Here is a 25,972-nt window from a genome sequence, read left to right on the forward strand (position 1 = left end):
TAGGTGAATCAGCGGATCAGCCGTTGATCGCTGCCTGTTCGTTCTCCAGGAATTCTTCCTCCAGCAGCCGGTCGGCATGGGTGCCGCGTTCGAGCCTCACCACATTGGCGCGTTTGGCCCGCAGCTTGCCGTACAGGTGCTCCAGTGCATGTTCCAGTTTGGTGCTGGCCCCTTCGATCGCCTGTTCCAGCGTATCGGCTTTGTGGGTCACGGAAATCGGTTGATGGCCTTTTGGCCGCGCTTCCAGCTGGCAGCGCATGTCATGGGGACCTGGCTTGTCGCCGTTCTCGTCGCCCAGGTGGACTTCCACGCGGGTCAGGTCTTCCTCATAACGTTCGAGCGTGCTCTCAATGGTTGTACGTACCCACTCCTCCAGTCGCTTGCTGCTTTGAACATGGTTGTCGCTGTTGACTTGGATTTGCATAGTTCATCCCTTATTTCAGCTTGCTCTCAAGAGGCCCGGAACAGGATTTTCGTGACCTCTTGATGACAACAATCGGCCCGTGCGCCGAACATTTCAACCCCCTGAAAAAGATAAATATCCGTACGCAAAAAAAGCCGGACAACGGGCAAAAGCACTGGTATGGTCGGGAATTGCCTCGGCCCGCCTTGCTGAAAAATCCGGTCACAAACTCCCGTCGTTCAACGGGTGCAGGCCCCGGAAAATGCCCGCCTCCTCCACCAGCCAGTCATGCACCGCGCGCACGCCCGGATGGCTCAGCGCCCCCGGCGCGTACAGCAGCACATAGCGCTTGTGGTTGGGCACCGACTGGCCGAACGGCACGATCAGCGTGCCCCGCTCCAGTTCGTCGTTGAGCAAGGTGCGCCGGGCGATGGCCACGCCCATCCCGGCGATGGCCGCCTCGATGGTCAGGTGGTTGCGGTTGAACGTATGCCCGCGCCGCACGTCGGCGCCTTCGAAGCCGATGGCATCGAGGTAGAACTCCCATTCCGCGTATTCGTAGCTGCCGCGCCAGGCGGTGATGTCGTGCAGCAGCGGAAAATGCACCAGGTCCGCCGGGCCGTGCAGCGGCGGCCGCCCGCGCAGCAGGCCCGGTGCGCACACCGGAAAGATCTGCTCGTCGAGCAGCGCTGTGGACAACAGCCCCGGATAGCTGCCGTCGTTCAGGTCGATGGCCAGGTCGAAGTCTCCCTCGTGCAGCGGCACGCTGCTGTCCTCCGCCACCAGCCGCAGCTGGATGTCCGGGTAGCGCTGCTGCAGGCGCGGCAGGCGCGGCGTCAGCCATTTGCTGAGGAACGAGGGAATCGAGCGCACCCGCAGGATCCCGCTGATCATGCCCGCATCGAGCCGGCGCAGCTCCGCGTCGATGCTGCCGTAGGCCTCGTTGACCGTCATCGCCAGCCGCTGGCCCTCGGCGCTGAGCTCCACGCCCCGGGCCCGGCGATGGAACAGGCGCAGCCCCAGACGTTCCTCCAGTTGGCGGATCTGCTGGCTCACCGCCCCTGGGGTGATGTGCAACTCCTCGGCGCAACGGGTGAACGACAGGTGCCGGGCGGCACAGGAAAACACCTGCAGCCAGACGTAAGTCTGGGCATGCAATTGACGACTCATGGTTTAGTCCTGCTAAAGGCTTTCTTAGGAAGTTTCGTTGGTCACGTCGAACCGAGGCAGGCAGTATCGCCGACATTGCGCTTGTCCTACAAAAAATGGCAGCGATTCCTACTCCATTGCTTGTAAGGGTTTAGCATGGCTATCAGTGTTTTCGATCTGTTCAAAGTCGGCATCGGTCCGTCCAGTTCCCATACCGTCGGCCCCATGCGCGCCGCCGCGACCTTCGTCCAGGCCCTGACCGACCGTCGTCTGCTCAACGATGTCGAGCGGGTGGAAGTGCGCCTGTACGGCTCGCTGTCCGCCACCGGCGTCGGCCACGCCACCGACCGCGCCAGCGTCATGGGCCTGATGGGCGAATGGCCGGACAGCATCGACCCGACCACCATCGAGCCGCGCATTCAGCGGCTGCGCGAGACCGGCCAACTGTCCCTCGCCGGCCAACGGTCGATCGCCTTCAACTGGCAACACGATCTCCTGCTGCTGGACGAGAGCCTGCCCTACCACCCCAACGCCATGTCGCTGACAGCCTTTGCCGCGACGGGCGAGCTGTTCAGCCAAACGTACTACTCGGTGGGCGGCGGTTTCATCGTCGAGGCGGCCGAGGCCGAATCCGGCACGGCAGCGGCCGGCGAAGTGAGCTTGCCCTACGACTTCTCCAGCGCCGTCGAACTGCTGGCCCTGTGCAAGCAGCACAACCTGCGGGTGTCCGAACTGATGATGGCCAACGAACGGGCCTGGCGCAGCGACGCCGAGATCCGCCAGGGCCTGCTGCGCATCTGGTCGGTGATGCGTGAATGCGTCGAGCAGGGCCTGCGCCATGAAGGCGTGCTGCCCGGCGGCCTGAACATTCCCCGCCGTGCGGCGAAACTGCACCGCAGCCTGCTGGAGATCGGCAAACCCAATGTGATCAGCTCGACGCTGTCGGCGATGGAATGGGTCAACCTGTTCGCCCTCGCCGTCAACGAAGAGAACGCCGCCGGCGGGCGCATGGTCACCGCGCCGACCAACGGCGCCGCGGGGATCATCCCCGCGGTCCTGCACTACTTCATGAAATTCAATCCGCAGGCGTCGGACGACGACGTGGTGGCGTTCTTCCTGGGGGCCGCCGCCGTCGGCATCCTGTGCAAGAAAAACGCCTCGATCTCCGGCGCCGAAGTCGGCTGCCAGGGCGAAGTCGGTTCGGCCTGCGCCATGGCGGCGGCGGGCCTGGCCGAAGTGCTCGGCGCCACCCCGGAGCAACTGGAGAACGCCGCCGAAATCGGCCTGGAGCACAACCTCGGCCTGACCTGCGACCCGGTCGGCGGCCTGGTGCAGGTGCCGTGCATCGAACGCAACGCCATCGCCGCCGTGAAGGCGATCAACGCCACGCAGATGGCCCTGCGCGGCGACGGCAAACACTTCATTTCTCTCGACCGGGTGATCCGCACCATGCGCGATACCGGCGCCGACATGCATGACAAATACAAAGAGACTTCACGGGGCGGCCTGGCCGTGAGCTGGGTGGAGTGCTGACGCGCCTGCCCTGACCGCCCCGGCCGGCCGCTTCGCGCGGCCGGCCAACCGTGAGCCCGAGCAAGAATAATAACGAGGCAAAAACGATGACCGATGTACGTACACCCGCTGCCGAAAACCCCGCTGCAGACCTCACACGTCACTGCGAAGCCGCCCGCCAAGGCTGGAGCAAAGCCGACACGACCTGGATGCTGGGCCTGTACGGCACGGCGATCGGCGCCGGCACGCTGTTCCTGCCGATCAACGCCGGCGTCGGCGGCTTCTGGCCGATGCTGATCCTGGCGCTGCTGGCCTTCCCGATGACCTTCTTCGCCCACCGCGGCCTGACCCGCTTCGTGCTGTCCGGACGCTCCGGCGACATCACCGAAGTGGTGGAAGAACATTTCGGCACCGGGGCCGGCAAACTGATCACCCTTTTGTACTTCTTCGCGATCTTCCCGATCCTGCTGGTGTACAGCGTGGCGCTGACCAACACCCTGAGCAGCTTCCTCGAACACCAGCTGCACATCGCCCCGCCACCGCGGGCGGTGCTGTCGCTAGCGCTGATCCTGGGCCTGATGGCCATCGTACGCTGCGGCCAGGGCGTGATCGTCAAGGCCATGAGCGTGCTGGTCTATCCGTTCGTCGCAGCGTTGCTGCTGCTGGGCCTGAGCCTGATCCCGAACTGGAACGGCGCGTTCTTCGCCAGCGCCCGGGACGCCATGCCGATGTCGGTGTTCCTCAAGACCCTGTGGCTGGCGATCCCGGTGATGGTGTTCTCGTTCAACCACTCGCCGATCATTTCCGCCTTCGCCCTCGACCAGAAGCAGCGCTACGGCGCCCGGGCCGAACGCAAGAGCAGCGGCATCCTGGCCATGGCCCACGGCATGATGGTGGTGACGGTGATGTTCTTCTGCTTCAGCTGCGTGCTGGCGCTGTCGCCGGCGGACCTGGCGGCGGCCAAGGCGCAGAACATCTCGATCCTGTCGTACCTGGCCAACCACTTCCAGACCCCGGTCATCGCCTACGCCGCGCCGCTGATTGCGCTGGTGGCGATCACCAAGTCCTTCCTGGGCCATTACATCGGCGCCAGCGAAGGCTTCCAGGGCATGATCGTCAAGAGCCTGCGCGGACGTGGCCGGGCGGTGTCCGCCGGTTGGCTGAACCGCGCGACAGCGCTGTTCATGATCCTCAGCTGCTGGGCCGTGGCGACGTTCAACCCGAGCATCCTGGGGATGATCGAAACCCTCGGGGGGCCGGTGATCGCCTGCCTGCTGTTCCTGATGCCGATGTACGCCATCCGCCGCGTGCCGGCCTTGCGCCCGCACTCGGGCCAGGCCTCGAACGTGTTCGTGGTGCTGGTCGGCCTGATTGCACTGTCGGCGATCATCTTTTCGTTCCTGCCCTGAAACGGGCCACCCAAAAAGAAGGCGAGCCCCGGGCTCGCCTTCTTTTTGCCCGCGAACCTTGTCCGGCACACGTTCCGGCATGTCCCTTGCTACCGCCCTTGCGCTGCAAACGGACTTTGCAAACGCAAGCGAGCGACAGGCCGACGGTCTGGCCGGGCGAACCAACCCGACCCCGGCCGGTCAACAACTGCACGTTCAATCAGGCGGTGACGCATCATGGACAATCCTTTTCAGATCATTACCGATGCCTTCGCGCCGGACTATCAGATCAACCTGAGCATTCAGGGCCTGGACGGCAGCATCATGCTGACCCTCTCCAAAAACGGCCGGGTCGCGGCCAAGCGCATGATCAGCGCCGAACAGCGCAACGACCCCAAACGCCTCACGCGTCTGGTGCAGAGCATTCAGTTCGGCATCGCCATCGAGCAGGGCCACAGCGCCCTGGCCATCCTCGAAGCGATGACCCACGGCGACGCCTTGCCTGTGCCGCCCCGCAGCAATGGCCCGGTGCGGCCGGCGAGCCGGCTTTAGAGCTCGCCCTTCTCGACCTCAGGATGTTCGCCGGAGCCCGCGCCGGTCTTGCGGTGCGGGTGCTCGATCTTCACCGACGGGAACTGCGAGGATGCGTAGCGCACCACCAGGATCGAGAACGCCAGCAGCAGGATCCCGCCGCACAGGTAGATGATGCCCATGTCCGGCGGGTTGTGGTGCGAGACGTTGGAAATCAGCAACCGGGTCAGCGCGGTGATCGCCACATAGATCAGGAAACGCACCGGCATGTGGTTGGTCTTGAAGTAAATCCCGACCATCGCCCCCAGTTCCAGGTAGATGAACAGCAGCAGGATGTCGTCGATCTTGATGTGGCCCTCTTCGACCATCGTGAGAAACTCCATCACCGCCGCCCAGGCGGTCACCGCGCCGATGGCGAACAGCGCCAGGTAGTGGAACGTCTCGACGAACAGGTTGCCCAGGGACTCGGCCAGTTGGTGCACGTTCTGCCGCAGTTTTTCGGCCCAGTTGATTTTCACGGTGAGGTTTCCTTAGCCCGGTACGAGCGGATGATGCGGGGTCGACATGACGGTTTTTCTGCACTCGGCCCCAGCCATGCAGAAACAGGGCCACGCATCATGGCGAGCGGCGGGCAAACCTGCGCCGTGGCGTTTGGTCGCACCGGGCCTGGCCGATGCGAAAGCCGTCGCAGGAAAGGGGATGGCCGAACATTGCGCCGCGCACTGCAAACAGGTGCAGCGAACTTGAACCGCGTTCGGCGCAACACCGGTTCTCATTACAAATATTTACAGGGAAACGGATCTGATTAATTGTGAAGCGGTAACTTCATCCGGCTTACGGTTACATGACATCCGACAGCCAATACGTTTGCGGAATAAGTTTATTCAATAAAGAACGGATCAAGCGCCCAATGTTTAGTTTCGGCATGCACCGATTTGACGCAGAGGGAAGATCACATTATCGACGCCGCCATAAAACTGTGCGGCACTTAACATTAATTCCATAACAATCCCATGAGCGAGGCCTTGACCGCCGCCGCGATCTTGTTCTGGCAGCCCAGCTTCTTGAGGCAGTGGTTGATGTGGAAATTGACCGTCCGCTTGGAGATGCCGAGGATGATGGACACGTCGTCCGACGACTTGCCGTCGGCGGTCCACTGCAGGATTTCCTTCTCCCGCTGCGACAGTTCGATGGGCACCGGCTGCACCGATTCGGCGCCCATGAGCTGCAGCCGGGTGAGGCCCAGGTGGGTGATCTGCGCCAGCCAGGACAGCTCGGCCTGCTTGGTCTGAAGCTCTAGCGCGGTGATCGGCTGGCTGCCCCGGGCGAACGTCACCAGCCCCTGGGCTTCGCTGTTGAGCAGCGTTTGCCCCCACCCTTCCGAGAGCCCGTGACTGTGCGCCTCCTGCCAGAAATCCGGGGCCCGGGCCTTGAGTTCGGCGTCCCACAGCACCGGCTTCACGCTCCTGAGCGCACGGATGACGTACGGGTCGATCTCCAGGTAACGATTGTCCGAATAGGCAGCCTGCCAGGCGGGCGAATAGTTGTTGACGAGAAAAAGACGGGGTTTGGTGATCGGGAAAAGTCTTCTCGAACCATACGCCAGATAATCGAATTCCAACTGTCGGGCCACGCTGGTTAGATTGTCGAACAATACTTCGACATCCGTGGCGGACATAGCCTTTTCCAACAGTTCAGCCTGCCAGTGCGACATAGAGATTCCTTTCTCATACTTATTGCAAGCGGCTTCGTGCCGGCGCCCATAACATATTTCAAAATATTGCGATAGCTGTCAAGGGTGACAGGTAGTTCGTGAACTCGCTGTGCCCTCTAATTAACTCCAGCCCAATCACTAAAAGGAAACTGTGATGGATTACTTGTCCGGACGTTACGACCAATTGACGCCCGCCGGGCGTCAGCGCCTGGCGCACTATCGGTATCAGGTGTTTGTGGAACGGCTCGGCTGGGACTTGTCGACGCCCGCCGACTTCGAGTTCGACCAGTTCGACCACAGCGGCACCCACTACATCGTCGCCGAAGAGGATGACGGCAACATCAAGGGCTGCGCCCGCCTGTTGCCCACCACCCAGCCGTACCTGTTGAGCGAGGTGTTCACCGCGTTGCTCGACGATGTGCCCGCACCGAGCCGAGACGACATCTGGGAGCTGTCGCGCTTCACCTCCCTGGACCTGGACACCCAGACCGGCCGGGACGAACAGATGATGTCCGACGAGAACACCGTGGGCCTGTTCATGGCCACCCTGGACTACGCCCGCACCTGCGGCGTTTCCCAACTGGTGTCGGTGTCCCCGCTCGCCGTCGGCCGCCTGCTGCGGCGCGGCGGCATCGACTTCAAATGGCTGGCGCCGCCCCGGGCGGTCGACAACCGGATCCTGGGCGCTTGCTGCATCACGGTGCAGTGAAGCCCTGAGTCAACAAGAAACCCAGCAAGCCGCTGTAACGAGCCCAACGGTTCCTGTCGGTGTGGATCGATCTTGCGACATGGAAAGCAACTGCCGAAAACCTACGTTCAACACTGAGGGATGATCATGATCGACATGGAAAGGAAAGTCGCAAAGGACATCGTGCACAAGGGCCACGATGACGACGTGCTGATATACGACGCCCGCCACCTGCTGCCGGCCTGGCTGGACGCCGGGGTCGTCGCGCGGGCGAACCTGGGGCCGGCGCAGAGCGAGGCCGTGGACCTGGCGTACCGCGCCGACAGCGACCGGCTGGTGCTGCGTTCGCTGCCGACGGTGATCGGCCTGGACGAGCTCGAGCAGGCCGGCCTGTCGGAGGCACTGCCGGAGCTGCTGCTCCATTACGAGAAAGCCACCGACCACCTGATCCTGACGGGCGTCTGGATACCGGAAAGCACCGAAGCCAAGCTGGCGCAGTTGCCGGGCTGCGAGGCGCCGCTGGACGTCGGCCAACGGCGGCGGGTGCACGAGGTGCTCAAGCAGCTGGACGGCTGTCCGCAGCAAGGCTTGCAGTGCTTCACCCTGTTCAACGACACCGCCAACTACTTCTTCTACCGCAAGCACCACGAGCACGTGCCCGGCCTGATGCTGATCGAAGTCGCCCGGCAGGCCATGTACGCGCACTTCTACGAGCACAGCGGCTACGCCCGGGGCGAGGTGTCGATCTCCATCGTCGACCTGATGTCCAGTTTCCCCCGCTACACCGAATCGTCCTTCCAGGTCGACGTGCTGGTGGGCGACTACGACGGGCTCGCGCCGGCCCGGGCGCGCAAGGTGGACAAGCGTGCGCGGTTCTACCAGCGCGGCGAACTGGTGGCCGACATCCGGCTCCACGGCGAAGTCATCAAGATGCCCGTGTTCAAGCGCATGCGGAACATCCAGATCGACCCGTCCCTGTGGTTCCGGCCGCTCAAGGGCATCCGCCAGGAAGTGCTGGTGCGCCTGGAGTCCGGCCGTCACCTGACCGGGCGCCTTGAGCTGCTGTCGATGGGCGGCCTGCAAGTGCGCAGCGACAGCCCGATCGACGCCCCCGCACAGGGCCACGCGTACCTGTATCTGGAAAACGAGGGCATGGTCTGCCTGCCGGTGCAGACGGTCAGGGCCCATGCGGCCTCGACGGACGGCCTGCTGCGGCTGCAACTGGCGGAGCTGGACTCCCAGCTGCGGTTCAAATGGCGGGAGGTGCTCAAGCAGTTCACCTACTTCTCCCATGAGGAAACCGTGGCGGCCGCCGAGTTCGGGCAACCGCTGTGGATGAACCTGAACCCGACGTCGGCGATGTCCGAGCAGAGGACAGAGCCATGAGCGCCCACTACCCCAACGTGCTCGAACCGCTGCACCTGAAGGGCGGGCTGACGCTGCGCAACCGGCTGTTCTTCGCCTCGATGGGCGTGGACCTGGCCGACCGCAGCGGCTGCGTGACGCCCGCCATGGTCGAGTTCTACCAAGGCATCATGGAGGGCGGCTGCTCGATGGCGTTCCTGTGCAACGCCACGGTGTCGCCCCAGTCCCGCCTGCAAAGCACCGGCCTGGCCCTGTTCGAGCCGCACCAGGGCGAATCGCTCAAGGCCATGTTCGAGATGGCCGAACGCGTCGGCACCCCGGTGGGCGTCCAGCTCCAGCACTACGGCGGCCAGGGCACCACGACGAACACCGGGGTGCCCGTGCTGACGCCCAGCGGCGTGCCTTGCCCGCGGGTGTCCAAGCTCGATCCGGAGTACCGGGTGCGGGTCATGGACGAAGCGGACATCGCCCAGGTGATCGAGCAGTTCGCCCACTCGGCCTGGCTGGCCTGGGTCAACGGTGCGCAACTGGTGCAGTTGCAGGCGTCCAACGGCTACCTGTTGAGCAGCTTCCTGTCGCCCCATACCAACAAGCGCACGGACCGCTACGGCGGCAGCCAGGAGAACCGCGCGCGCCTGCTGCTCGAGGTGGTTCGCGCCATCCGCGAGCGCACCCAGGGCAAGCTGATCGTCACCATCCGGCTGGGCATCGACGATCAACTGGGCGACGAGGGGCTGCAGTACCCGGACATCAAGGAAACCGTCCAGGCCCTCTGCCAGGCCGGCGTGGCGGCGCTGGAATGCTCGATGTGCATCGGCGCCACCTTCGGCCAGCTGATCCATCACTCCTCGGCCATGGACGACTACCTGCAGGCCGGGGTCAAGGCGATCAGGGCCGTGTCCACGGTGCCGGTGGGCTACGCCGGGTTCACCGACGGCCTGGACAAGGCCGAACGCCTGTTGGGCGAAGGTGTGTGCGACTGGGTGGGGATGTCCCGCGCGCTGTTCGCCGACAACGACCTGATCAACAAGACACTGCAGGGCCGTTCGGCCGAGATCCACAAATGCCGCTGGGACAGCCAGTGCTTCAGCGACAAGAGCAATCCGCGCCTGGACCGGGTGTATTGCTGCGTGAACCCCAAATACTTGAGGCCTTCGGTGGCATAAGGACGTGACCATGTACGACTTCACAGCAAAAGTGTGCCTGGTGACAGGCGGAACCAGCGGCATCGGCGAAGCCGTCAGCGAACGCCTGATCAAGGCCGGCGCCGAAGTGATCGTGTTCGGCCGGGACGAGGAAAAGGGGGCGCAGGTGGCGGACCGGCTGGGCGAGCGCTGCCGCTTCATCCCGTGCGACGTCGCCGACCCGGCGCAGGTCGAACAGGCCTTCGGGCGCATCCGCACCCTCTACGGCCGGCTCGACTGCGCCTTCAACAACGCCGGCGTGACGGCCCGCTACGGCGCCGTAGCGGAGTCGTGCCCGGACGACTGGGCGAAGGTGATGAGCATCAACGTCAACGGCACCTACCACAGCCTGCGCCACGAACTGCGGCTGATGCTCGACCAGGGCCGGGGCTCGATCGTCAACACCTCATCCTGCGCCGGCGTGGTGCCGATCGGCGGCCAGGTGGCCTATGTCGCCAGCAAACAGGCGATCAACGGCATGACCCAGGTGGCGTCCATCGAGAACGCCCGGCTGGCGGACGGCGGATGCATCCGCGTCAACGCGGTGGCCCCCGGCCCGATCCTCGGCGGCATGAACAGCGAGGCCCGCCTGCAGGCCGCGCCGGAGAACACCCAGCGCAAGATCAACGTCACCTCCATGAAGCGCTTCGGCACCGCCGATGAAGTGGCGAACGCGGTGCTCTGGCTGCTCAGCGACCAGTCGTCCTACGTCACCGGCGTGATCATGCCCATCGACGGAGGGTACGCCAGCGGGAAGTTCTGACCCGGCCCCTTCCTGCCCGACGACCCGCCCACGGCGGGTCGTTGCGTTTGCGCCCGGGAAAAGCGCAGGATCCGGTCTACATTGAAAAGCCACTACCCAAAGCGAAGGGATTCGCCTATCCTTTTCGCTGTATATAGATACAGTACAACCAACGTGAAGGCATGTGAGGTGGTGAATGGCCGTCGAAGTGGTATACCGCAGCAGCCGAGACCTGGAGCGCTTGTTCATGGATAAAGCCGAAGCTGACCGTCATGACAAGATGCTCGAACTGGCGGAACTGCTGTCCGAAGTGTTGCAGAAGGCCGTTCCGTCGTTGAACGAGCAGCAAGTGGAAGAAGTCGGGATCTACATGGCGAAGAACCGCGACGTGTTCGCCAAGGCGTTCAAGAGCCAGCCCGATGCGTTGTCGGAACTGATCAACGCGCCGGCGGCGCCCGCCGGGAAAGCCCCGGAGGCCGAACCGGGCGAAGCGGCCGAACCGGTGGAGGCGCCGGCCAAGCCGGTCAAGGCAGCGAAGGCCGCCAAGTAAGCGCAGCCCGAATTGAACAAGGCCCCGGACCGAACGGTCCGGGGCCTTTTCATGTCCGGGCAAACCCGGGCCTCAACGGTAGAGCACCCTTTCCGCCAGTTCGTCGGCCACCCGCGCCGGGGAACGCTTTTCCGCCTGGGCATGGGCGAACACTTCGGTCAGCCGCGAGCTGATCTTCGACAGGTGCGCGGTGATGGTGGGCAAATCCTCGCCCCGGTGCTTGAGCGACACGTAGATCAGCCCGCCGGCGTTGATCACGTAGTCGGGCGCGTACAGGATGCCCCGCCGCTCGAGCTGGTCGGCCATGTCCAGGTGCGACAACTGGTTGTTCGCCGAGCCCGCCACCGCCGAACAGCGCAGCTGCGGCACGGTGTGGCTGTTGAGCACGCCGCCCAGGCCGCACGGCGCGAGGATGTCGCACGGGGTGCTGAGCAGCGCGTCGTTGGCGATCGGATGGGCGTTGAGCTGCTCCATCGCCAGTTGCACCTTGCCGTGGTCGATGTCGCTGACCAGCAGCTCCGCGCCGGCGGCGTGCAGTTGCTCGGCCAGGGCGAAGCCGACATTGCCCAGCCCCTGGATCGCCACGCGCAGGCCTTCGAGGTTGTCGCTGCCCAGCCGCGCCATGGCCGTGGCGCGGATGCCGGTGAACACGCCCATCGCGGCATGGGGCGCCGGATCGCCGGCGGAAGTGGTGCTGGTGACGTGCTGGGTGTGCTGGGCGATGCAGTCCATGTCCGCCACCGACGTGCCGCTGTCGATGGCGGTGATGTAGCGGCCGTCCAACTGATCGATGCAGCGGCCGAAGGCCTCGAACAGCGCGGCGCGGTTTTCCACATGGGCCGGCCGCACGATGACGGCCACGCCCCCGCCCTGGGCCAGGCCGGCCAAGGCGGCCTTGTAGCTCATGCCCCGGGCCAGGCGGACGGCGTCCTCGACCGCGGACTCGTCGCTGGGGTAGGCCAGATAACGGCACCCGCCCAGGGCAGGCCCCAGACGGCTGTTGTGGATGGCAATCACCGCCTTCAACCCCGATTGCGGGTCGACGCTGAGGTGCAGCGACTCCAGGCGAGTGCTTTGCATGAGAGCGAACATCGACGGGCTCCCGAATCACTTGCGGTAGTCGCCAGTATAGGCTTGCGCCTGAAAATTGCTGAAGCGCGCCGGAATAAGCGCAGGCGTCGGACAACGCTTCGCGGCATAACCCGGCGCCAGAGCGGCGGCGCACTGGACGAATGGCAAGGACGGGGCTACAACGAGGCATTCGACGGAGATTGTGATGAGCCCGCGCCAACGTTTCTTCGACTGCCTGCACCGTTCGCCGCCCGCGCTGTTCGAAGCTGCGCTGTGGATCGCGGCCGAACATGACGACGGCGTCGAGCCCCAGGCGCTGCTGCGGGACTTCAAGGAGCTGCAGCAAACGGTCGGCACCGGCCTGCCGATGCTGCCGGCCGGCGAACTGGCGCAGCCGCTGCTGCGGCGGATGAACGACCTGGGGTTCGCCCAGGACGACTTCTCGCCGCTGCGCCCCCAGGCCGCATTGCTGCACAAGGTGCTGCAGACCCGTCGCGGCCAGCCGCTGGCCCTGGCGCTGATCGCCCTGGAACTGGCCCGCGGGCTGGGCATCCCGCTGGCCGGCGTCAACTTTCCGGGGCATTTCCTGCTGCGGGTGCCTGGCGCCGACCACTTGCTCGATCCCTGCGGCGGACGTCGGCTCTACCCCAACGACTGCCGCGACCTGCTGCACCGCCAGTACGGGCCGGACATGAAACTGAACGCCGAGCACCTGCAGACCGCCGAACCGCTGCAGATGCTGCAGCGCCTGTCACGCAACCTGCGCCAGCTGCACCTGACCCACGACGACTTCATCGCCGCCCTGATCGACGCCGAACGCGTGCTCGAACTGGGCAACGCCAACGCCGCCGACTACCTGGCCCGCGCCAGCCTGTACCAGCGCCTCGATTGCCCGAACGCCGAACGCTTCGACCTGGAGCGCGCGCTGCTGCTCAGCGACGATCCGATCCAGCGGCTGCGCCTGACCGAACGCCTGGAACACCTGCCGCCCAACGCCATCGTTCACTGACCCCTTTAGGCGCGAGCCTTTGTGGAAGCCAGCCTGCTGGCGACTCCAGGCGCTGCGGACTGTCAGTCAAACCGCGTTATCGTTCATCGCCAGCAGGCTGGCTCCCACAGAAAAGCGGCTGTGCCTGCCGAACCCTTGTGCCTGCCGAACCTTGTGGGAGCCAGCCTGCTGGCGATTCCAGGCGCTGCGGACTGTCCGTCAAACCGCGTTATCGTTCTTCGCCAGCCGGTTGGCTCCCACCTCGGATCGGGTGGCTTCGGCGGGCGAACGCACCTGGATGATCAGCGATGCGGCGATCACCGCCGGCACCGCGCAGAAGAAGAAAATCTGCTGCACCGGAATGTGCATCGCCAACAGCAGGCTGCCGAACAGCGGCCCGAGGATCGAACCGAAACGCCCCACCCCTAGCGCCCAACCGGTGCCGGTGGCGCGCACGTGCGCCGGGTAGAAGTTGCTGGCGAAGGCGTTGAGCGTCAGTTGCCCGCCGATGATGCAGAACCCCGCCGCAAAGACGAACGCCACCAGATACCGGGGGTTGTCGTGGTTGAGCCCCAGCAGCACCGTGCACAGCGCCGCCCCGGCCAGCACGCCGGACAGCAGGCGCACCTTGCGCTTGAGGCGGTCGGCGAACCAGGCCATGCAGATCGCCCCCACGGTGCCGGCGAACAGGAACATCGACGTCACCAGGTTCGCTTCCTTGAGCGCCAGCCCGCTTTCCAGCAGCAGCGACGGCAGCCAGCTGATCATGAAATACAGCAGGATCAGGCTGACGAAAAAGGTCGACCAGATCAGCAGCGTCGGCCGTGCATAGCCGTTGCGGAACAACTCGACCACCGTCAGCTTGCTGCCCTGCTCGCGCTCGTTCTGCTCAACGGACGCCACCGGCGGCTGCCAGTCCGGCAGCATCCGCGCGGTGACCTTGCGCAGGCGTGCATAGGGCGGCGCATCGCGCAGCAGCCGCGGCAGGGATTCGGGCAGCAGCCACCACAGGAACGGGAACAGCAGCAACGGCGTCACGCCCCCGGCGAGGAACACCGCCTGCCAGCCGAAGCGGTCGATGAAGCCGGCGGCGACGAACCCGCCTGCCGCGCCGCCGAACGAAAAACCGCAGGCGGCCAGCGTCACCATCAAGGTGCGCAGGCGCGGCGGCGAATATTCGGACATCAGGGCCATGGCGCTGGGCATCGCCCCGCCCATGCCGATCCCGCAGATGAAGCGCGCGACCATCAGGGTGTCCAGCGAATCGGCGAACACCATCAGCACGGTCAGGCTGGCGTAGATCAACACGCAGGCCAGCAGGATCCGCCGCACGCCGAAGCGGTCGGCCAAAGGCGTCACGGCCAGCGAGCCCAGGGTGAGGCCAAGCAGGTTGGCGCTGAACACCGGGCCGAACGCGGCTTTCTCAAGCCCCCAGTCCTGGGCGAGCGCCGGCACCACGTAACCGAGCACCTGGGCGTCGTAGCCGTCGGTGACCAGCAGCAAGGCGAGCAGGATCAGAAGCGACCACTGAAAGCGGGACACAGGACGGGCGTCGAGCGCCGCCCGGAAGCTGGCAATCTGGTTGTGCATCGCAAGGTACCTGTTTTGTTCTTATGGTTGTTTGCTGCGACAGAACCGGTGTTTCCTGTAGGAGCCCGCCTGCCGGCGATGGCGGCATGTCAGTCATCCTGGAGGAATCTGACAGATCGCGATCGCCAGCAGACGGGTGCCTGCCTTTAAGCGGCGCGAGGCCTCAAGGCGTGTCCGGCTGGTTCGCCGGATGGGCCTTGACGAACGCCGGATGCGCAGCGGCCAACGCCGCCACCCGACGGATCCGCGGGTAGGCGTCGAGCGAAACGTTGAAGCGCTCGGCCGCATACAGCTGCGGGATCAGGTAGACGTCGGCCAGGCACGGCCATTCGCCGAAGCAGAAGCCTTCGTCGCCGATCAGTTGCTCCACCGTCGCCAGCCCTTGGCCGATCCAGTGGCCGATCCATTCCGTCACCTGGGTTTCGTCGTGACCCGACTGACGCAGGCGGTTGAGCACGCTGACGTTGTGCAGCGGATGCACGTCGCAGCCGATCACCGACGCCACGCCGCGCACGTGGGCGCGGGCGGCGAGGTTTTCCGGCAGCAGCGGCACCTGTGGATAACGTTCTTCCAGGTACTCGATGATCGCCGGCGACTGGATCAGCAGCTCGCCGTCATCGGTGCGCAAGGCCGGCACCCGGCCCTGCGGATTGATCGCCAGGTACGCCGGTTGCCGGTGCTCGCCCCCCGGCGGCGCGATCAGGTTGACCGGCAGCGCCCGGTAGTCGAGCCCCTTGAGCGCCAGGGCGATGCGCACCCGGAACGACGAAGTGGAGCGGTAGTAGGTGTAGAGATCCATGAGCCGCTCCTGTCAGCGTGCCGCCAGCACTTTGCCCCGGCACTCGCCGAAGCCGATGGAGGCATGACCGTCACGGGCGCAGCGGGCGCGCAGGATGATTTCGTCACCGTCCTCGAGGAACTTGCGCACTTCGCCGGTGGCCAGCTCGACCGGCTTCTTGCCGCCCTCGGTGATCTCCAGCAGGCTGCCGAACTGGCCGCTTTGCGGCCCCGACAAGGTGCCCGAACCGAACAGGTCACCGGCCTGCAGCTGGCAGCCGTTGACGCTGTGGTGGGCGACCATCTGCGCCACGGTCCAGTACATGTACTTCGTGTTGCTCAGGGTCAGGCGGTGGGCCGGCAGGTTCTGCTCGCGCATGGCTTCGGTGAGCAGCAGCACTTCCAGTTCGATGTCGAACGCGCCGCCGGCCTGGTCGCGGTTGTCCAGCAGGTACGGCAGGGGCTGCGGATCGCCTTGCGGGCGCGCCGGCTGCGCGGTGCGGAACGGCGCCAGCGCTTCGGCGGTCACCACCCACGGCGAGACGCTGGTGATGAAGCTCTTGGACAGGAACGGCCCCAGCGGCTGGTATTCCCAGGCCTGGATGTCACGGGCCGACCAGTCGTTGAGCAGGCAGAAACCGGCGATGTGCTCGGCGGCGTCGCCGATGGCGATCGGCTCGCCCATCTCGTTGCCCTGGCCGATCCAGATGCCCAGCTCCAGTTCGTAGTCCAGGCGCGCGCAGGGGCCGAAGGTCGGCTCGCTGGCGCCGGCCGGCAGGGTCTGCCCCTTGGGGCGGCGCACATCGGTGCCGGAGGCGCGGACGGTGGACGCCCGGCCGTGGTAGCCGATCGGCACGTGCTTGTAGTTGGGCAGCAGCGGGTTGTCCGGGCGGAACAGCTTGCCGACGTTCTGCGCGTGCTCGATGCCGACATAGAAATCGGTGTAGTCGCTGATCCGCGCCGGCAGGTGCATTTGGCAGTCGGTGGCCAGCGGCAGCAGCTTAGCGGCCGCAGCTTCGATCTTCGCCTGCAGGGCGCTGCCTTCGCTGAACAGCTCCAGCAGGCGTGCGCGCAGGGCGACCCGCGCCTCGCGGCCCAGGGCGAAGAACGCGTTCAACTGACCGCCGCGGGTGGCTTCGGCCGCCGCACGGGCGGCGCCTTCGAACAGGCCGGCGTCCAGCGCCGCCTCCAGGTCGAAAATGCGGTCGCCGATGGCCACGCCGCTGCGCGGGGCCGAACCGTCGGCGCTGAACACGCCCAGCGGCAGGTTCTGCAGCGGGAAGTCCGCGTGGCCGTTGGCCGAGGCGACCCAGCTGCGGGCGATGGAAGTCTGAGTCATGGGTTATCTCCGGGTCGGGTCGAACGTGACAGGCAGCGTAGCCCAGCAGGCGTCGTAATTGGATTGCAGTTGCGGACAGTCGAGGGCGAAACGGCTCGGTCGCAGCACCTGGCTGGTCTCGAACATGAACGCCATGGTGTTGTCGATTTTCGCGGGCTTGAGGTCAGCGTTGATGGCCTTGGTGCAGGTCTCGCCGTCCGGGCCGTGGGCGCTCATGCAGCTGTGCAGGGACGCGCCGCCGGGCACGAAGCCTTCGGCCTTGGCGTCGTACTCGCCCTGGATCAGGCCCATGAACTCGTTCATCAGGTTGCGGTGGAACCACGGCGGACGGAAGGTCTTCTCGGCCACCATCCAGCGCGGCGGGAAGATCACAAAGTCGAGGTTGGCCAGGCCGTGCACGCTGGTCGGCGAGGTCAGCACGGTGAAGATCGACGGATCCGGGTGATCGAAACTGACCGTGCCGATGGTGTTGAACCGGCGCAGGTCGTATTTGTACGGCACGTTGTTGCCGTGCCAGGCGACCACATCCAGCGGCGAGTGACCGAGCTCGGCGCCCCACAGCTGGCCGAGGAACTTCTGCACCAGGGTGGTCGGCTGCCGAAGGTGCTCGTAGGCGGCGACCGGGGTCAGGAAGTCACGGGGGTTGGCCAGGCCGTTGCTGCCGATCGGCCCCAGGTCCGGCAGGCGCAGCGGTGCGCCGTGGTTCTCGGCGACGTAGCCGCGGGCCTGGGCGTCCAGCAGTTCGACGCGGAACTTCAGGCCCCGCGGCAGCACGGCGATCTCCAGCGGCTCGACCTCCAGCACGCCCAGTTCGGTGGCGATGCGCAGGCGTCCCAGTTGCGGCACCAGCAGCAGCTCGCCGTCGGCATTGAAGAACACCCGCTCCATCGAACGGTTGGCGGCGTAGCTGTAGAGGCTGATCCCGGCCGGTTTTTCGGCGCCGGCGTTGGCGGCCATGCTCACCAGGCCGTCGATGAAATCGGTGGGGGCGGAGGGAATGTCCAGCGGGTTCCAGCGCAGGCGGTTGGGGGTGACCTCACCCAACGGGCCGCCGACCAGTTGCCGGTCCAGCTTGACGAACGCCGGGTGATTGGCCGACGGGTTGATCCGGTACATCCAGGTGCGCCGCGCTTCGCTGCGGGCCATGGTGAAGGCGGTGCCGGAAAACAGTTCGGCGTAGAGGCCGTAGGGGGCTTTCTGCGGGGAGTTCTGGCCGACAGGCAGTGCGCCGGGCAACGCTTCGCTGCTGAATTCGTTGCCGAAACCCGACTGGTACGCCAGGGCTGAATCGAGGTTCATGGAGCCTCCTGAACAGGGAGTCGGCATGGCCCGTGGCTCTGGATCAGAGGTGTTGGCACGCCGGGGTTGTTATTGTCGTAATTCGATTACGCATAACGTAATTTGCTCGCTATCCAGCGTCAAGCTATAAAGACGCCCATTCGATCCGGGACACGGCGGCACCATGGAAAAAACCAGCGACAGCAACGGCAAACAGAAAGTGCGCTCCGCCGAGGTCGGCACCGACATCCTCAAGGCGCTGGCCGAACTGTCGCCCGCCACGTCGCTGTCGCGCCTGGCCGAACACGTGCAGATGCCGGCGAGCAAGGTGCACCGCTACCTGCAGGCGTTGATCGCCACAGGGTTCGCCGAGCAGGACGCCGCCACCAACCACTACGGCCTGGGCCGCGAGGCGCTGCGCGTGGGCCTGGCCGCGCTCAACAGCATGGACGTGCTGAAGGTCGCCGCCCTGCCGCTGTCGGAACTGCGCGACGAACTCAACGAAACCTGCTTTCTGGCGGTCTGGGGCAACCAGGGCGCGACGGTGGTGCACATCGAGCCGGCGGTGCGGGCGGTGACGGTGGTGACGCAACTGGGCTCGGTGCTGCCGTTGCTCAGTTCCTCCACCGGCCTGGTGTTCAGCGCCTACCTGCCGCACCGCGAAACCGACGAACTGCGCGAGCGGGAAACCGCCGTCGATGAACATCCGCTGGCGGACGAGAAGGCCTATGCGGATCTTTGCGGTCAGATCCGCGCACGGGGCCTGCACCACGTGCACGGTTTGTTGATGCCGGGGGTGGACGCGTTGTCGGCGCCGGTGTTCAACGCGGTCGGCCAGATCGCCGCCGTGCTGACCATCGTCGGCCCGACCTCGCTGTTCCACGCCGACGAGAACGGCCCGGCGGCGCAGCGGCTGCTGGCGGCGGCCCGGGCCGTGAGTTGGCGGATGGGGTATCAGCCCGAAGGTCCGGTCACCTGAGAGGCCCCGTCCGCCCACAGCGCTCAGATGAGCGTGGTTCGGCTGGCGCTGTTTTCCGTGTCATCCAGAACGTCCTGGATCGCCTCCAGCACCCGCTCGTGCAGACGCGGCAGGCCGGCGGTCTCCGCCACCAGTTTTTCGATCTCTTTCACATCCCCAATCAGGTCGATGAAGTCCTTCTTGAGTGCGCTGAGCGCCGGCTTGCCGACCCCGGCCTTGCCCAGCGAGGCCAGTTCGATCAAAGCCGTCTTCAAGTGTTCCAGCGCCTTGGCCCGGTTGCCCTCCGAGTAAGCCTCGACACCTTGGACCAGGCTCTTGGTGAACAGGAACGCGCCCAATGCGATGCCGATGGGCGCACTGACGACACCGACGGCCCCGACGGCCGTCACCACGGCATCGAAGGCCAGCCTGCCGATGATCTCGTTCAGGCTTTCGGTCTTGTCATCGACGTCGGAAATGACCTGGCGGACCAGCTCCTCATGGCTGCGCCCCAAATCGCTCATGCGGCTGTCGGGCTCAAGGACCGGCGCCTCGGTGAAGTTGCTCAGTTGCTCCAGGTCCGAGAGGTAGGCGCCGACCTGCGCCTGATGCCGGGTCGCCACGCGACGGCAGAAATAATCGCCCAGGCCGCCGCTCTTCACCGACGCAACGAATTCGCCGAACGGCCGCAGCTCGCGGCCGTCCGGTGCGTCGGGGGTGAACAGGTACGGCTCGGCCTTCCCGTCCACGACCAACCGGAAGACATAGACGCCCACCACCAGGCGTCCTTTCAGATGGAGCCGGAACAGCGCGCTGACCCGCACCTTTTCCGGCAATTCACCGTTGAGGGTGACGGTCTGCGACGGCTTGGGCAGCGGCTGCCGCAACGCCTCGATGACATTGTTCATCTCCTCGACGTGCGTTCGCGGCATGGGACTGGAGAACCGGGCGTTGAGCGCGGCCGACTCCATCTGCCGCAGCAGGATGCCCACATGCACGGCGCGCTTGAGCGCCCCATCGGGATGCGAAGGCTCCAGATCCACCGTGCGCAGCCGGTCGATGTACTTCTCGCCCGGCCGCAACGTCCTCGACCACCCGGCGATGTGACGGATATCAAGCCCCGTGAACGGGGCATGCCTGCCGGACAGCGTGAACCTCGGGTACAGCGGCTGGCCCGCCCCGTCGGCATAGAAATGCGTTTCGCTGACAATCAATTCGGTGAGCGTCATCCTCTGCTGTTCGCTGATCTGCACATAAATCAGATCGGGATCGATCGAGATCCGCTGACCTTGCGACAACAGCAACGCTTCGACTTCCTGCTTGATCAGGTCGCGGCAGAAGCGTTCGTAACCGAGCAGCCCGGCACCGCGCACCTTGACCACGTGCAGCGCCTTCAACTCGCTGCCCAAACGCGTGAACCGCTGCCGAAGCGCCTGGGGTGCTGTGCGGTAGCCATAAGGGGCCTGGCTTTCCTGCTGCGCGATCAGCCAGGCACGTTCGTTGTGCACAAGCCCGTCGAGCACCTCGTCGCCGCCGTAGGGAGAAGGCGCCAGCGTCACGCCGGCCCAGTTGGCGGGCTTGAGGGGAACGGCCTTCAGATACCCCGCCAGGGAGGCACGATCCATGGCGTGGGATTGCTGGCTGAGGTAACTGCACCCCGCTTCATTGGCCTGGGGCATTCGCGGCTCGCCGGGTTCCGGCTCGTCAGCGGCCAGCCAGCCGCTGATGCCCAGGTTCAGCGCCCGAAACGAACGCCAGCCGTACCAGTCCTGTTGCCCGGGCGAACCGGGGGCGTACAGCAGCCAGTCGTCGGTGTCGCCGGTTCGGTCGCCGATCACCACGAGATCCTTGAGGGGACGGGTATTGGGCAGCAGACGCAACGACGCGACGGTCAGCGCCGCATCCCCCGCCACCGCACGCTCGATCCGCGCCAGGTTGGCATCGCTGAGATGGTCTTGCAGCCGCGCCGCCAGCGCACTCAGCAAGAGCCGGTTGCGCAGGACGTCTTTCATGGCGGCCAACACGTCGCTGCGCTCATAGACATCCCGCAAGGATGCCGCGAACTCCGCCCGTGCGTCCTGGCTCAGGAGCTCCATCAGCCAGGCCGGGTTCACCTCCGGATCCATGCCCGGCAAGCGGAGGGAGAGTTGCGTCTCATGCATCGGATCGTGCAGGCCCCGCAACAGCATGTCGGCGATCGCCAGCGTGTCTTCCTGAACGATTGTCCGCCCGGCCACGTTGAACCCGTATCGGCTATGCACCGTGCATCGCTCAAGTTCGGGTACATGCCCAACGTTACTGTTCAACGCCTCGCCGACCACCTGCCGCGCATAGGCCGGCAGGCTGGCGAACGCTCCCAGCCGAGCGCCGAGCTCCGCCCGGCTGGCGTTCAGGCTGCCCTCCAGGCTTGCGTAGCGCAATCGGTCAGCCTCCCCGGCGGCCTTCAGCCACTGCGGCCCAGGCAAGTCGACGGGATGGAGTGCCGTGTTCATCATGTTCATGTCTGCCCCCTGAATTAATGTGCGAAGCCACTTCTGACTGGCTCCCGAAAAACAGTAATTCAGCGAAAACGGGCAGGACATGGCGAAGACAATTCAGAATGCGCACAAGTCATACCGGATATGAATCCGCACAGCACTTGCAAAGATTCATGGCCCCCTGGTCACCTGAACCGTGGTTGCTCAGCGCCACAATCCCATTGACTTCGCCCTGGCCACCGCTTGAGTCCTGCGTTCGACGCCCAGCTTGGCGTGAATGCGCCGGGTGTGGGTTTTTACAGTGTGCAATGAAATGAACAACGCATCGGCAATCTGCTGATTGGAATGCCCTTGCGCGATCAGTTCCAGCACCTGGCGTTCACGCTGGCTCAGTGCGCCGGCTTCGGGTAGCGGGCCGGACTCCCCGTCCGCAAGGCCGGCCTCGTGCGCCAGCAGCAGGGACGCGGCACGCTGACGCAGCTCGCCCAGCACTTGCCGGGCCTGATGCTTCTCCACCCCGGCCATCGCTGTGCGCAGGGTCTCCAGGGCCTGCCCACGGCAGCCGCCCAGCCACAGGGCCTCCGCCTTGGCCAGGTGCAGCTCTGTGCACAGGGCCGCCATGCCCCGCGCCTGTGCCTGGCCCATCCAGAGGTCCAGTTGCTCCACCGCATCGGCGGGCCCCGAGCCGAGCCGGAGCCTGGCGAGCATCAGCAGATACTCGATCCGCGCAATCAGCGCCAGCGTCGCCGGCGGGGCCTGCAATGCCTGCGGGCCGCGATAGTGCTTGAGCACCCGGCTCAGCGCTTCGCATGCCAGCTCCACCCGTCCCTGCTGCAGCCAGAAATGGCTGCTGACCTGCAGCAGCGCGCCGCGGTAGACCGTGTCCGGAATCTGCCGCTGCTGCATCAGCCGTTCGGCATCGCGCAGGCGCACGAAGGCCTGGGCGTAGTCCCCACGGTTGGCCGCCAGTTGCGCCAGCCCGAGAAAGCCGTACAGCACGCGTTTGTCGTGACTGCGCAGGCAGTCGTCCAGCCCGCTACGGAAGAACCCGGCCGCCCGGGACTGCTGCCCCATGCCCAGGGCCAGCCGGCCGCGCCGCAGCGCGATGCGGCCCAGCAACGGCGCCGGACGTTCGCCCCGCGCACTCAGCAGTTGCTGCATGTCCGCCAGCAGGCCGTCGGCACGGTCCGGCGTACCGCGCTGTTCCAGCCATTGGGCGTGATCGAGCTCCAGCAGGCCTTCGAACAGCAATGACCCTCGAGCCCGCGCCAGACGAAGGGCCTCACGGTTGATCGCCTGCGCCCGGTTCATGTCCGCGGACAGCAGGGCCTGTTGCGTCTGCCCCGACAGGCACAGCAGACGCGCCGGCCAGGCGTCATCCCCCAGGGCCGCCAACGCCTCCTGAAAATGTTCACCGGCGGCGTCCATGCGCCCCTGCAAATGCAGCAGCCAGCCCTTCTGCGCCTGCCAGCGGGCGATCAACTGTCGCTGAAGCGACGCCGACGGCTGAGGAAGGAATCGCCCAAGGTGCTCGATCCAGGCCGTCGCCTGCCCGAAGCGTCCGGCAAACAGCAAGGCGGCGGTCATCAGGCCGATCAGTTGCGGCGAGCCGAGCATCAGCGCCTCGCCCTGGCGCTCATGCAGGCTCAGCAACAGCGCCACGGTCCGGTCCTCGAACAGGTGCTCGAAGGTGAAATGCTGCAGCAGGCTGACCGCCACTTCGTACTCTTCGGCCAGCAGCGCCTGTTCGAAGGCCGATTTCCAGTCCTGTTCGGCGGTGAACCACTGACAGGCCCGGCGATGCCAGGAACGCCCCTGCGGCCAGTGTTCGTCCATGATCAACCGGGACAGCGCCGGGAAGACCTGCAGCCACTCGGCCGAGTCCTGCCACGGCTCGATGAAGCAGCCGAGCGCCTGCAGCGTGCTCAGGTACTGCGTGCCCTCCCCGACGCCGAACAGGTGATCGCAGAACCCGGCGCTGAAGCGCGGAAAATGCGCCAGCACCCGCCAGGCTTCGGCCAGCTCGGGCGTGAGGCCGCTGAACAATTCGCGCTGCAGATAATCCAGCAGGGTGTCGGCACGCTGTTGCGGCAGCTCCCTTTGCGACCAGTCGCACTTTTGCAGCAGCGCCATGCGCACGCCGGCGCACCAGCCGCCCGTGTGCAGGACGATGCGCTGCGCCACAGCCTCGGCCTGCTCCGGCGGCAAGTGACGCAGCACCGGCGCGAGCTCCTTGGGCGTCAGCGCCAACGCGTGCGCCTCGCACTCGTACAGCGCGTCATCGAGCAGCAGCCGGGGCCAGTTGCACGACGGGCGCCGTCGCGATCCGATCCACCAGACCAGCGCCGGACTGCCGGCCGCCAGCAAACGGTCGAGCAAGGCGTCCAGCAGCGGATCCGGCTGGCGGCAATAGTCATCGATCATCAGCCAGGCCGGCGACCGCCAGCGGGCCAGTTCCTCGGTGAGCGCGGCCTCGTCCGCGCCTTGCATGCCCAGCGCCTGGGCCAGCCGCCGGCAGAACCCGTCAACGGACAACGCCGCGCCCGCCAGCGGCAGCCAATGCACCGTGCAGCCCGCCGGGGCCTGCAACAGGCATTCGGTCATCAGCGCCGTCTTGCCGCTGCCGGGCGGCGCGCAAAGCAAACGGATGCGTGCCGTGGTCTCGAGCAGCGGCCTGCTCAGGCGGCTGCGCAACTGGTGGTGGGGAGACAGCCTGGGCAGAAAACCGGGCGGTTGCGGACACGGCGTCATGGCGGTCATCGTGCGAGCCTTCTTATCGTTGTGCCGTCACCCTAGCCCTGTCCCGCGCGCTTGTTGATAAGTATTCAAGAGGCTGATCGGCCCCCATAAAAAAGGCGACCGCCCGGTCGCCTTTTGTACGCCTTGTGTATCGCGACCGTTACCGGACGCCCTCCGAACGCAGGGCCGACGGCGTGTAGTCGGCGGCCTTGGCGTCGAAGCCGAACTCGAAGCTGTGCTTCTCTTCGTTCTTCATGCCCAAGGCGAGGTAGCGGCCGGCGATGATGTCGTACAGGGCTTCGAGGGTGTACGCCTGGGCCTGGTGATCGTAATAGTACTGGGCATGTCCCTCGGCCACCCGCCACAGTTGACCGCGGCCGTCGTAGTGGTCGGCCAGCGCCACCTGCCAGCTGTCCTCGTCCAGGTACATGTGGCGCTTGGCGTAGATGTGCCGCTCGCTCGGCTTGACCGTGCCGACCACCTCCCACACCCGGTGCAGCTCATAGCGGGTCAGGTCCTGGTTGATGTGCCCGGCCTTGATGATGTCGTCGTACTTGAGGCTCGGCGAATCGAGCTTGTAGCTGTTGTAGGGGATGTACATTTCCTTCTTGCCGATCAGTTTCCAGTCGTAGCGGTCCGGCGCCCCGGAGAACATGTCGAAGTTGTCCGAGGTGCGCAGGCCGTCGGCCGCGGTGCCCGGCCCGTCGTAGGCCACCTGAGGGGCGCGGCGCACCCGGCGCTGGCCGGCGTTGTAGATCCACGCCAGGCGCGGCTCCTTCACCTGGTCGAGGGTCTCGTGCACCAGCAGCACGTTGCCCGCCAGCCGCGCCGGGGCGGTCACCGACTGCTTGAAGAAGGTCAGCACGTTGGCGGCCTTCTCCGGATCCAGGTCCTTCATCAACTGCGGCACCGCAATCTCTTCCTCGAAGCGGATCGGCGTGTAGCTGCCGTTGGTCTGCGGCGTCACCTGGGTGATGATCCGCCGCAGGTTGCCGCCGTGGTAACGGGTGATGTGGTTCCACAGCACCTCGACGCCGTTCTTGGGGATCGGGAAGGCGTAGTAGCGGTTGCCGGTGAAGTTGGCCAGACCGTTGCCGTCGTTGATGGCGGTGACGTTCAGCGCGCTGCGTTTGGCCGACTCGTAGATCTGCGGCGGCACGGCGACGGTGCGGTGGGTCGGGTAGACCGGGATCCTGTAAGTCTCGGGGTAGCGCTTGAACATCGCCACTTGGCCGTCGGACAGTTTGCTTTTGTACTGCTCGACGTTGGCGGCGGTGATGGTGAACAGCGGCTTCTCACCGGCGAACGGATCGGCCAGGAAGCCCTTGCTGTCCACCGCCCCGGCGTTCTTCGGGATGCCGCCGGTCCAGGCCGGAATCGAGCCGTCGGCGTTGCCGGCCCTCTCGGCCCCCAGCGGCGTCAGGCTGGTGCCGAGCTTGTTCGCCTCTTCCGGCGACACCGCCGCGATCACGTTGGCCGCCAGGAGGCTCAAGGCCAGGGCGCCGCATTGCAGAATCATCTTGCGCATC

Annotated in this window: 21 protein-coding genes and 1 pseudogene; 10 read left to right on the forward strand and 12 right to left on the reverse strand. The window is 65.6% G+C overall.

Translation table 11 applies throughout. The features are described from left to right. Positions 1 to 16: 16 nt before the first annotated feature. Together KVG96_RS19950 and KVG96_RS19955 are read right to left on the reverse strand one after the other, a co-directional pair. The gene (locus tag KVG96_RS19950) at positions 17 to 424 is read right to left on the reverse strand and encodes an HPF/RaiA family ribosome-associated protein (RefSeq protein ID WP_085578725.1); all 408 of its coding nucleotides are present in this window, start codon (positions 422 to 424) and stop codon (positions 17 to 19) included. Between the two features lie 201 nt (positions 425 to 625). Further along, positions 626 to 1,573 (reverse strand): LysR substrate-binding domain-containing protein, encoded by a 948-nt coding sequence (locus KVG96_RS19955; RefSeq protein ID WP_217893597.1) that lies wholly within the window; start codon positions 1,571 to 1,573, stop codon positions 626 to 628. Between the two features lie 135 nt (positions 1,574 to 1,708). Here KVG96_RS19955 and KVG96_RS19960 point away from each other — a divergent pair, with 135 nt between their 5' ends. The 3 genes from KVG96_RS19960 to KVG96_RS19970 all read left to right on the forward strand — a co-directional run bounded on the left by KVG96_RS19960 (position 1,709) and on the right by KVG96_RS19970 (position 5,004). Continuing rightward, the gene (locus KVG96_RS19960; protein ID WP_217893598.1) at positions 1,709 to 3,085 is read left to right on the forward strand and encodes an L-serine ammonia-lyase; all 1,377 of its coding nucleotides are present in this window, start codon (positions 1,709 to 1,711) and stop codon (positions 3,083 to 3,085) included. A gap of 86 nt (positions 3,086 to 3,171) precedes the next feature. Then, complete coding sequence (locus tag KVG96_RS19965; RefSeq protein ID WP_217893599.1) at positions 3,172 to 4,473, forward strand: serine/threonine transporter; 1,302 nt, start codon at positions 3,172 to 3,174, stop codon at positions 4,471 to 4,473. A 216-nt stretch (positions 4,474 to 4,689) separates the two neighbouring features. Further along, on the forward strand, positions 4,690 to 5,004 hold the full coding sequence (locus KVG96_RS19970) for a DUF3509 domain-containing protein (RefSeq protein ID WP_217893600.1): 315 nt from the start codon (positions 4,690 to 4,692) through the stop codon (positions 5,002 to 5,004). Here KVG96_RS19970 and KVG96_RS19975 read toward each other — a convergent pair. Together KVG96_RS19975 and KVG96_RS19980 are read right to left on the reverse strand one after the other, a co-directional pair. Then, positions 5,001 to 5,501, reverse strand: coding sequence for a phosphate-starvation-inducible protein PsiE (locus KVG96_RS19975; RefSeq protein WP_085578714.1), 501 nt, complete (start codon positions 5,499 to 5,501; stop codon positions 5,001 to 5,003). The genes KVG96_RS19970 and KVG96_RS19975 overlap by 4 nt on opposite strands. Before the next feature lie 476 nt (positions 5,502 to 5,977). Continuing rightward, on the reverse strand, positions 5,978 to 6,661 hold the full coding sequence (locus tag KVG96_RS19980) for an autoinducer binding domain-containing protein (protein ID WP_225927432.1): 684 nt from the start codon (positions 6,659 to 6,661) through the stop codon (positions 5,978 to 5,980). 190 nt (positions 6,662 to 6,851) lie between these two features. Between KVG96_RS19980 and KVG96_RS19985 the strand changes: the two genes are divergently transcribed. The 5 genes and pseudogenes from KVG96_RS19985 to KVG96_RS20005 all read left to right on the forward strand — a co-directional run. Beyond that, positions 6,852 to 7,406 (forward strand): acyl-homoserine-lactone synthase, encoded by a 555-nt coding sequence (locus tag KVG96_RS19985; protein WP_217893602.1) that lies wholly within the window; start codon positions 6,852 to 6,854, stop codon positions 7,404 to 7,406. Positions 7,407 to 7,532: 126 nt separating this feature from the next. Next, on the forward strand, positions 7,533 to 8,771 hold the full coding sequence (locus tag KVG96_RS19990) for an AfsA-related hotdog domain-containing protein (protein WP_217893603.1): 1,239 nt from the start codon (positions 7,533 to 7,535) through the stop codon (positions 8,769 to 8,771). Next, the gene (locus KVG96_RS19995; protein ID WP_217893604.1) at positions 8,768 to 9,916 is read left to right on the forward strand and encodes an oxidoreductase; all 1,149 of its coding nucleotides are present in this window, start codon (positions 8,768 to 8,770) and stop codon (positions 9,914 to 9,916) included. The genes KVG96_RS19990 and KVG96_RS19995 overlap by 4 nt, the downstream gene beginning before the upstream one ends. 10 nt (positions 9,917 to 9,926) lie before the next feature. Then, a complete protein-coding gene (locus KVG96_RS20000) occupies positions 9,927 to 10,697 on the forward strand; it encodes an SDR family NAD(P)-dependent oxidoreductase (protein ID WP_085578706.1) in 771 nt (256 codons plus the stop codon). Positions 10,698 to 10,872: 175 nt separating this feature from the next. Next, positions 10,873 to 11,130, forward strand: a pseudogene (locus KVG96_RS20005) (YebG family protein); the annotation flags it as partial. Between the two features lie 168 nt (positions 11,131 to 11,298). Here the strand turns inward: KVG96_RS20005 and KVG96_RS20010 are convergent. After that, on the reverse strand, positions 11,299 to 12,318 hold the full coding sequence (locus tag KVG96_RS20010) for a Glu/Leu/Phe/Val dehydrogenase family protein (RefSeq protein WP_217893606.1): 1,020 nt from the start codon (positions 12,316 to 12,318) through the stop codon (positions 11,299 to 11,301). Between the two features lie 184 nt (positions 12,319 to 12,502). On the opposite strand from KVG96_RS20010, the gene KVG96_RS20015 reads away from it, so the two are divergent. Then, entirely contained in the window at positions 12,503 to 13,306 is an 804-nt protein-coding gene (locus KVG96_RS20015; RefSeq protein ID WP_217893607.1) for a SirB1 family protein, read from the forward strand. A gap of 198 nt (positions 13,307 to 13,504) precedes the next feature. Here the strand turns inward: KVG96_RS20015 and KVG96_RS20020 are convergent, their stop codons facing one another. From KVG96_RS20020 to hmgA, 4 genes are all read right to left on the reverse strand, one after another. Next, the gene (locus KVG96_RS20020) at positions 13,505 to 14,875 is read right to left on the reverse strand and encodes an MFS transporter (RefSeq protein ID WP_217893608.1); all 1,371 of its coding nucleotides are present in this window, start codon (positions 14,873 to 14,875) and stop codon (positions 13,505 to 13,507) included. Between the two features lie 163 nt (positions 14,876 to 15,038). Then, positions 15,039 to 15,674 (reverse strand): maleylacetoacetate isomerase, encoded by a 636-nt coding sequence (maiA, locus tag KVG96_RS20025; protein WP_217893609.1) that lies wholly within the window; start codon positions 15,672 to 15,674, stop codon positions 15,039 to 15,041. Positions 15,675 to 15,686: 12 nt separating this feature from the next. Continuing rightward, positions 15,687 to 16,991, reverse strand: coding sequence for a fumarylacetoacetase (fahA, locus tag KVG96_RS20030; protein WP_217893610.1), 1,305 nt, complete (start codon positions 16,989 to 16,991; stop codon positions 15,687 to 15,689). 3 nt (positions 16,992 to 16,994) lie between these two features. Beyond that, on the reverse strand, positions 16,995 to 18,290 hold the full coding sequence (gene hmgA, locus KVG96_RS20035) for a homogentisate 1,2-dioxygenase (RefSeq protein WP_217893611.1): 1,296 nt from the start codon (positions 18,288 to 18,290) through the stop codon (positions 16,995 to 16,997). A 163-nt stretch (positions 18,291 to 18,453) separates the two neighbouring features. Here hmgA and KVG96_RS20040 point away from each other — a divergent pair, with 163 nt between their 5' ends. Further along, complete coding sequence (locus KVG96_RS20040) at positions 18,454 to 19,248, forward strand: IclR family transcriptional regulator (RefSeq protein ID WP_217893612.1); 795 nt, start codon at positions 18,454 to 18,456, stop codon at positions 19,246 to 19,248. Between the two features lie 23 nt (positions 19,249 to 19,271). Here KVG96_RS20040 and KVG96_RS20045 read toward each other — a convergent pair whose 3' ends face one another. The 3 genes from KVG96_RS20045 to KVG96_RS20055 form a co-directional block, all read right to left on the reverse strand. Next, positions 19,272 to 21,728: a dermonecrotic toxin domain-containing protein gene (locus KVG96_RS20045; RefSeq protein WP_217893613.1), complete on the reverse strand. Its 2,457-nt coding sequence runs from the start codon at positions 21,726 to 21,728 to the stop codon at positions 19,272 to 19,274. A gap of 180 nt (positions 21,729 to 21,908) precedes the next feature. Further along, positions 21,909 to 24,464, reverse strand: a complete 2,556-nt coding sequence (locus KVG96_RS20050; RefSeq protein ID WP_217893614.1) for a helix-turn-helix transcriptional regulator — start codon at positions 24,462 to 24,464, stop codon at positions 21,909 to 21,911. A 139-nt stretch (positions 24,465 to 24,603) separates the two neighbouring features. Continuing rightward, the gene (locus KVG96_RS20055) at positions 24,604 to 25,971 is read right to left on the reverse strand and encodes a DUF1329 domain-containing protein (protein WP_217893615.1); all 1,368 of its coding nucleotides are present in this window, start codon (positions 25,969 to 25,971) and stop codon (positions 24,604 to 24,606) included. Position 25,972: the final 1 nt, after the last annotated feature.

This window comes from Pseudomonas ekonensis (assembly GCF_019145435.1).
Classification (GTDB): domain Bacteria; phylum Pseudomonadota; class Gammaproteobacteria; order Pseudomonadales; family Pseudomonadaceae; genus Aquipseudomonas; species Aquipseudomonas ekonensis.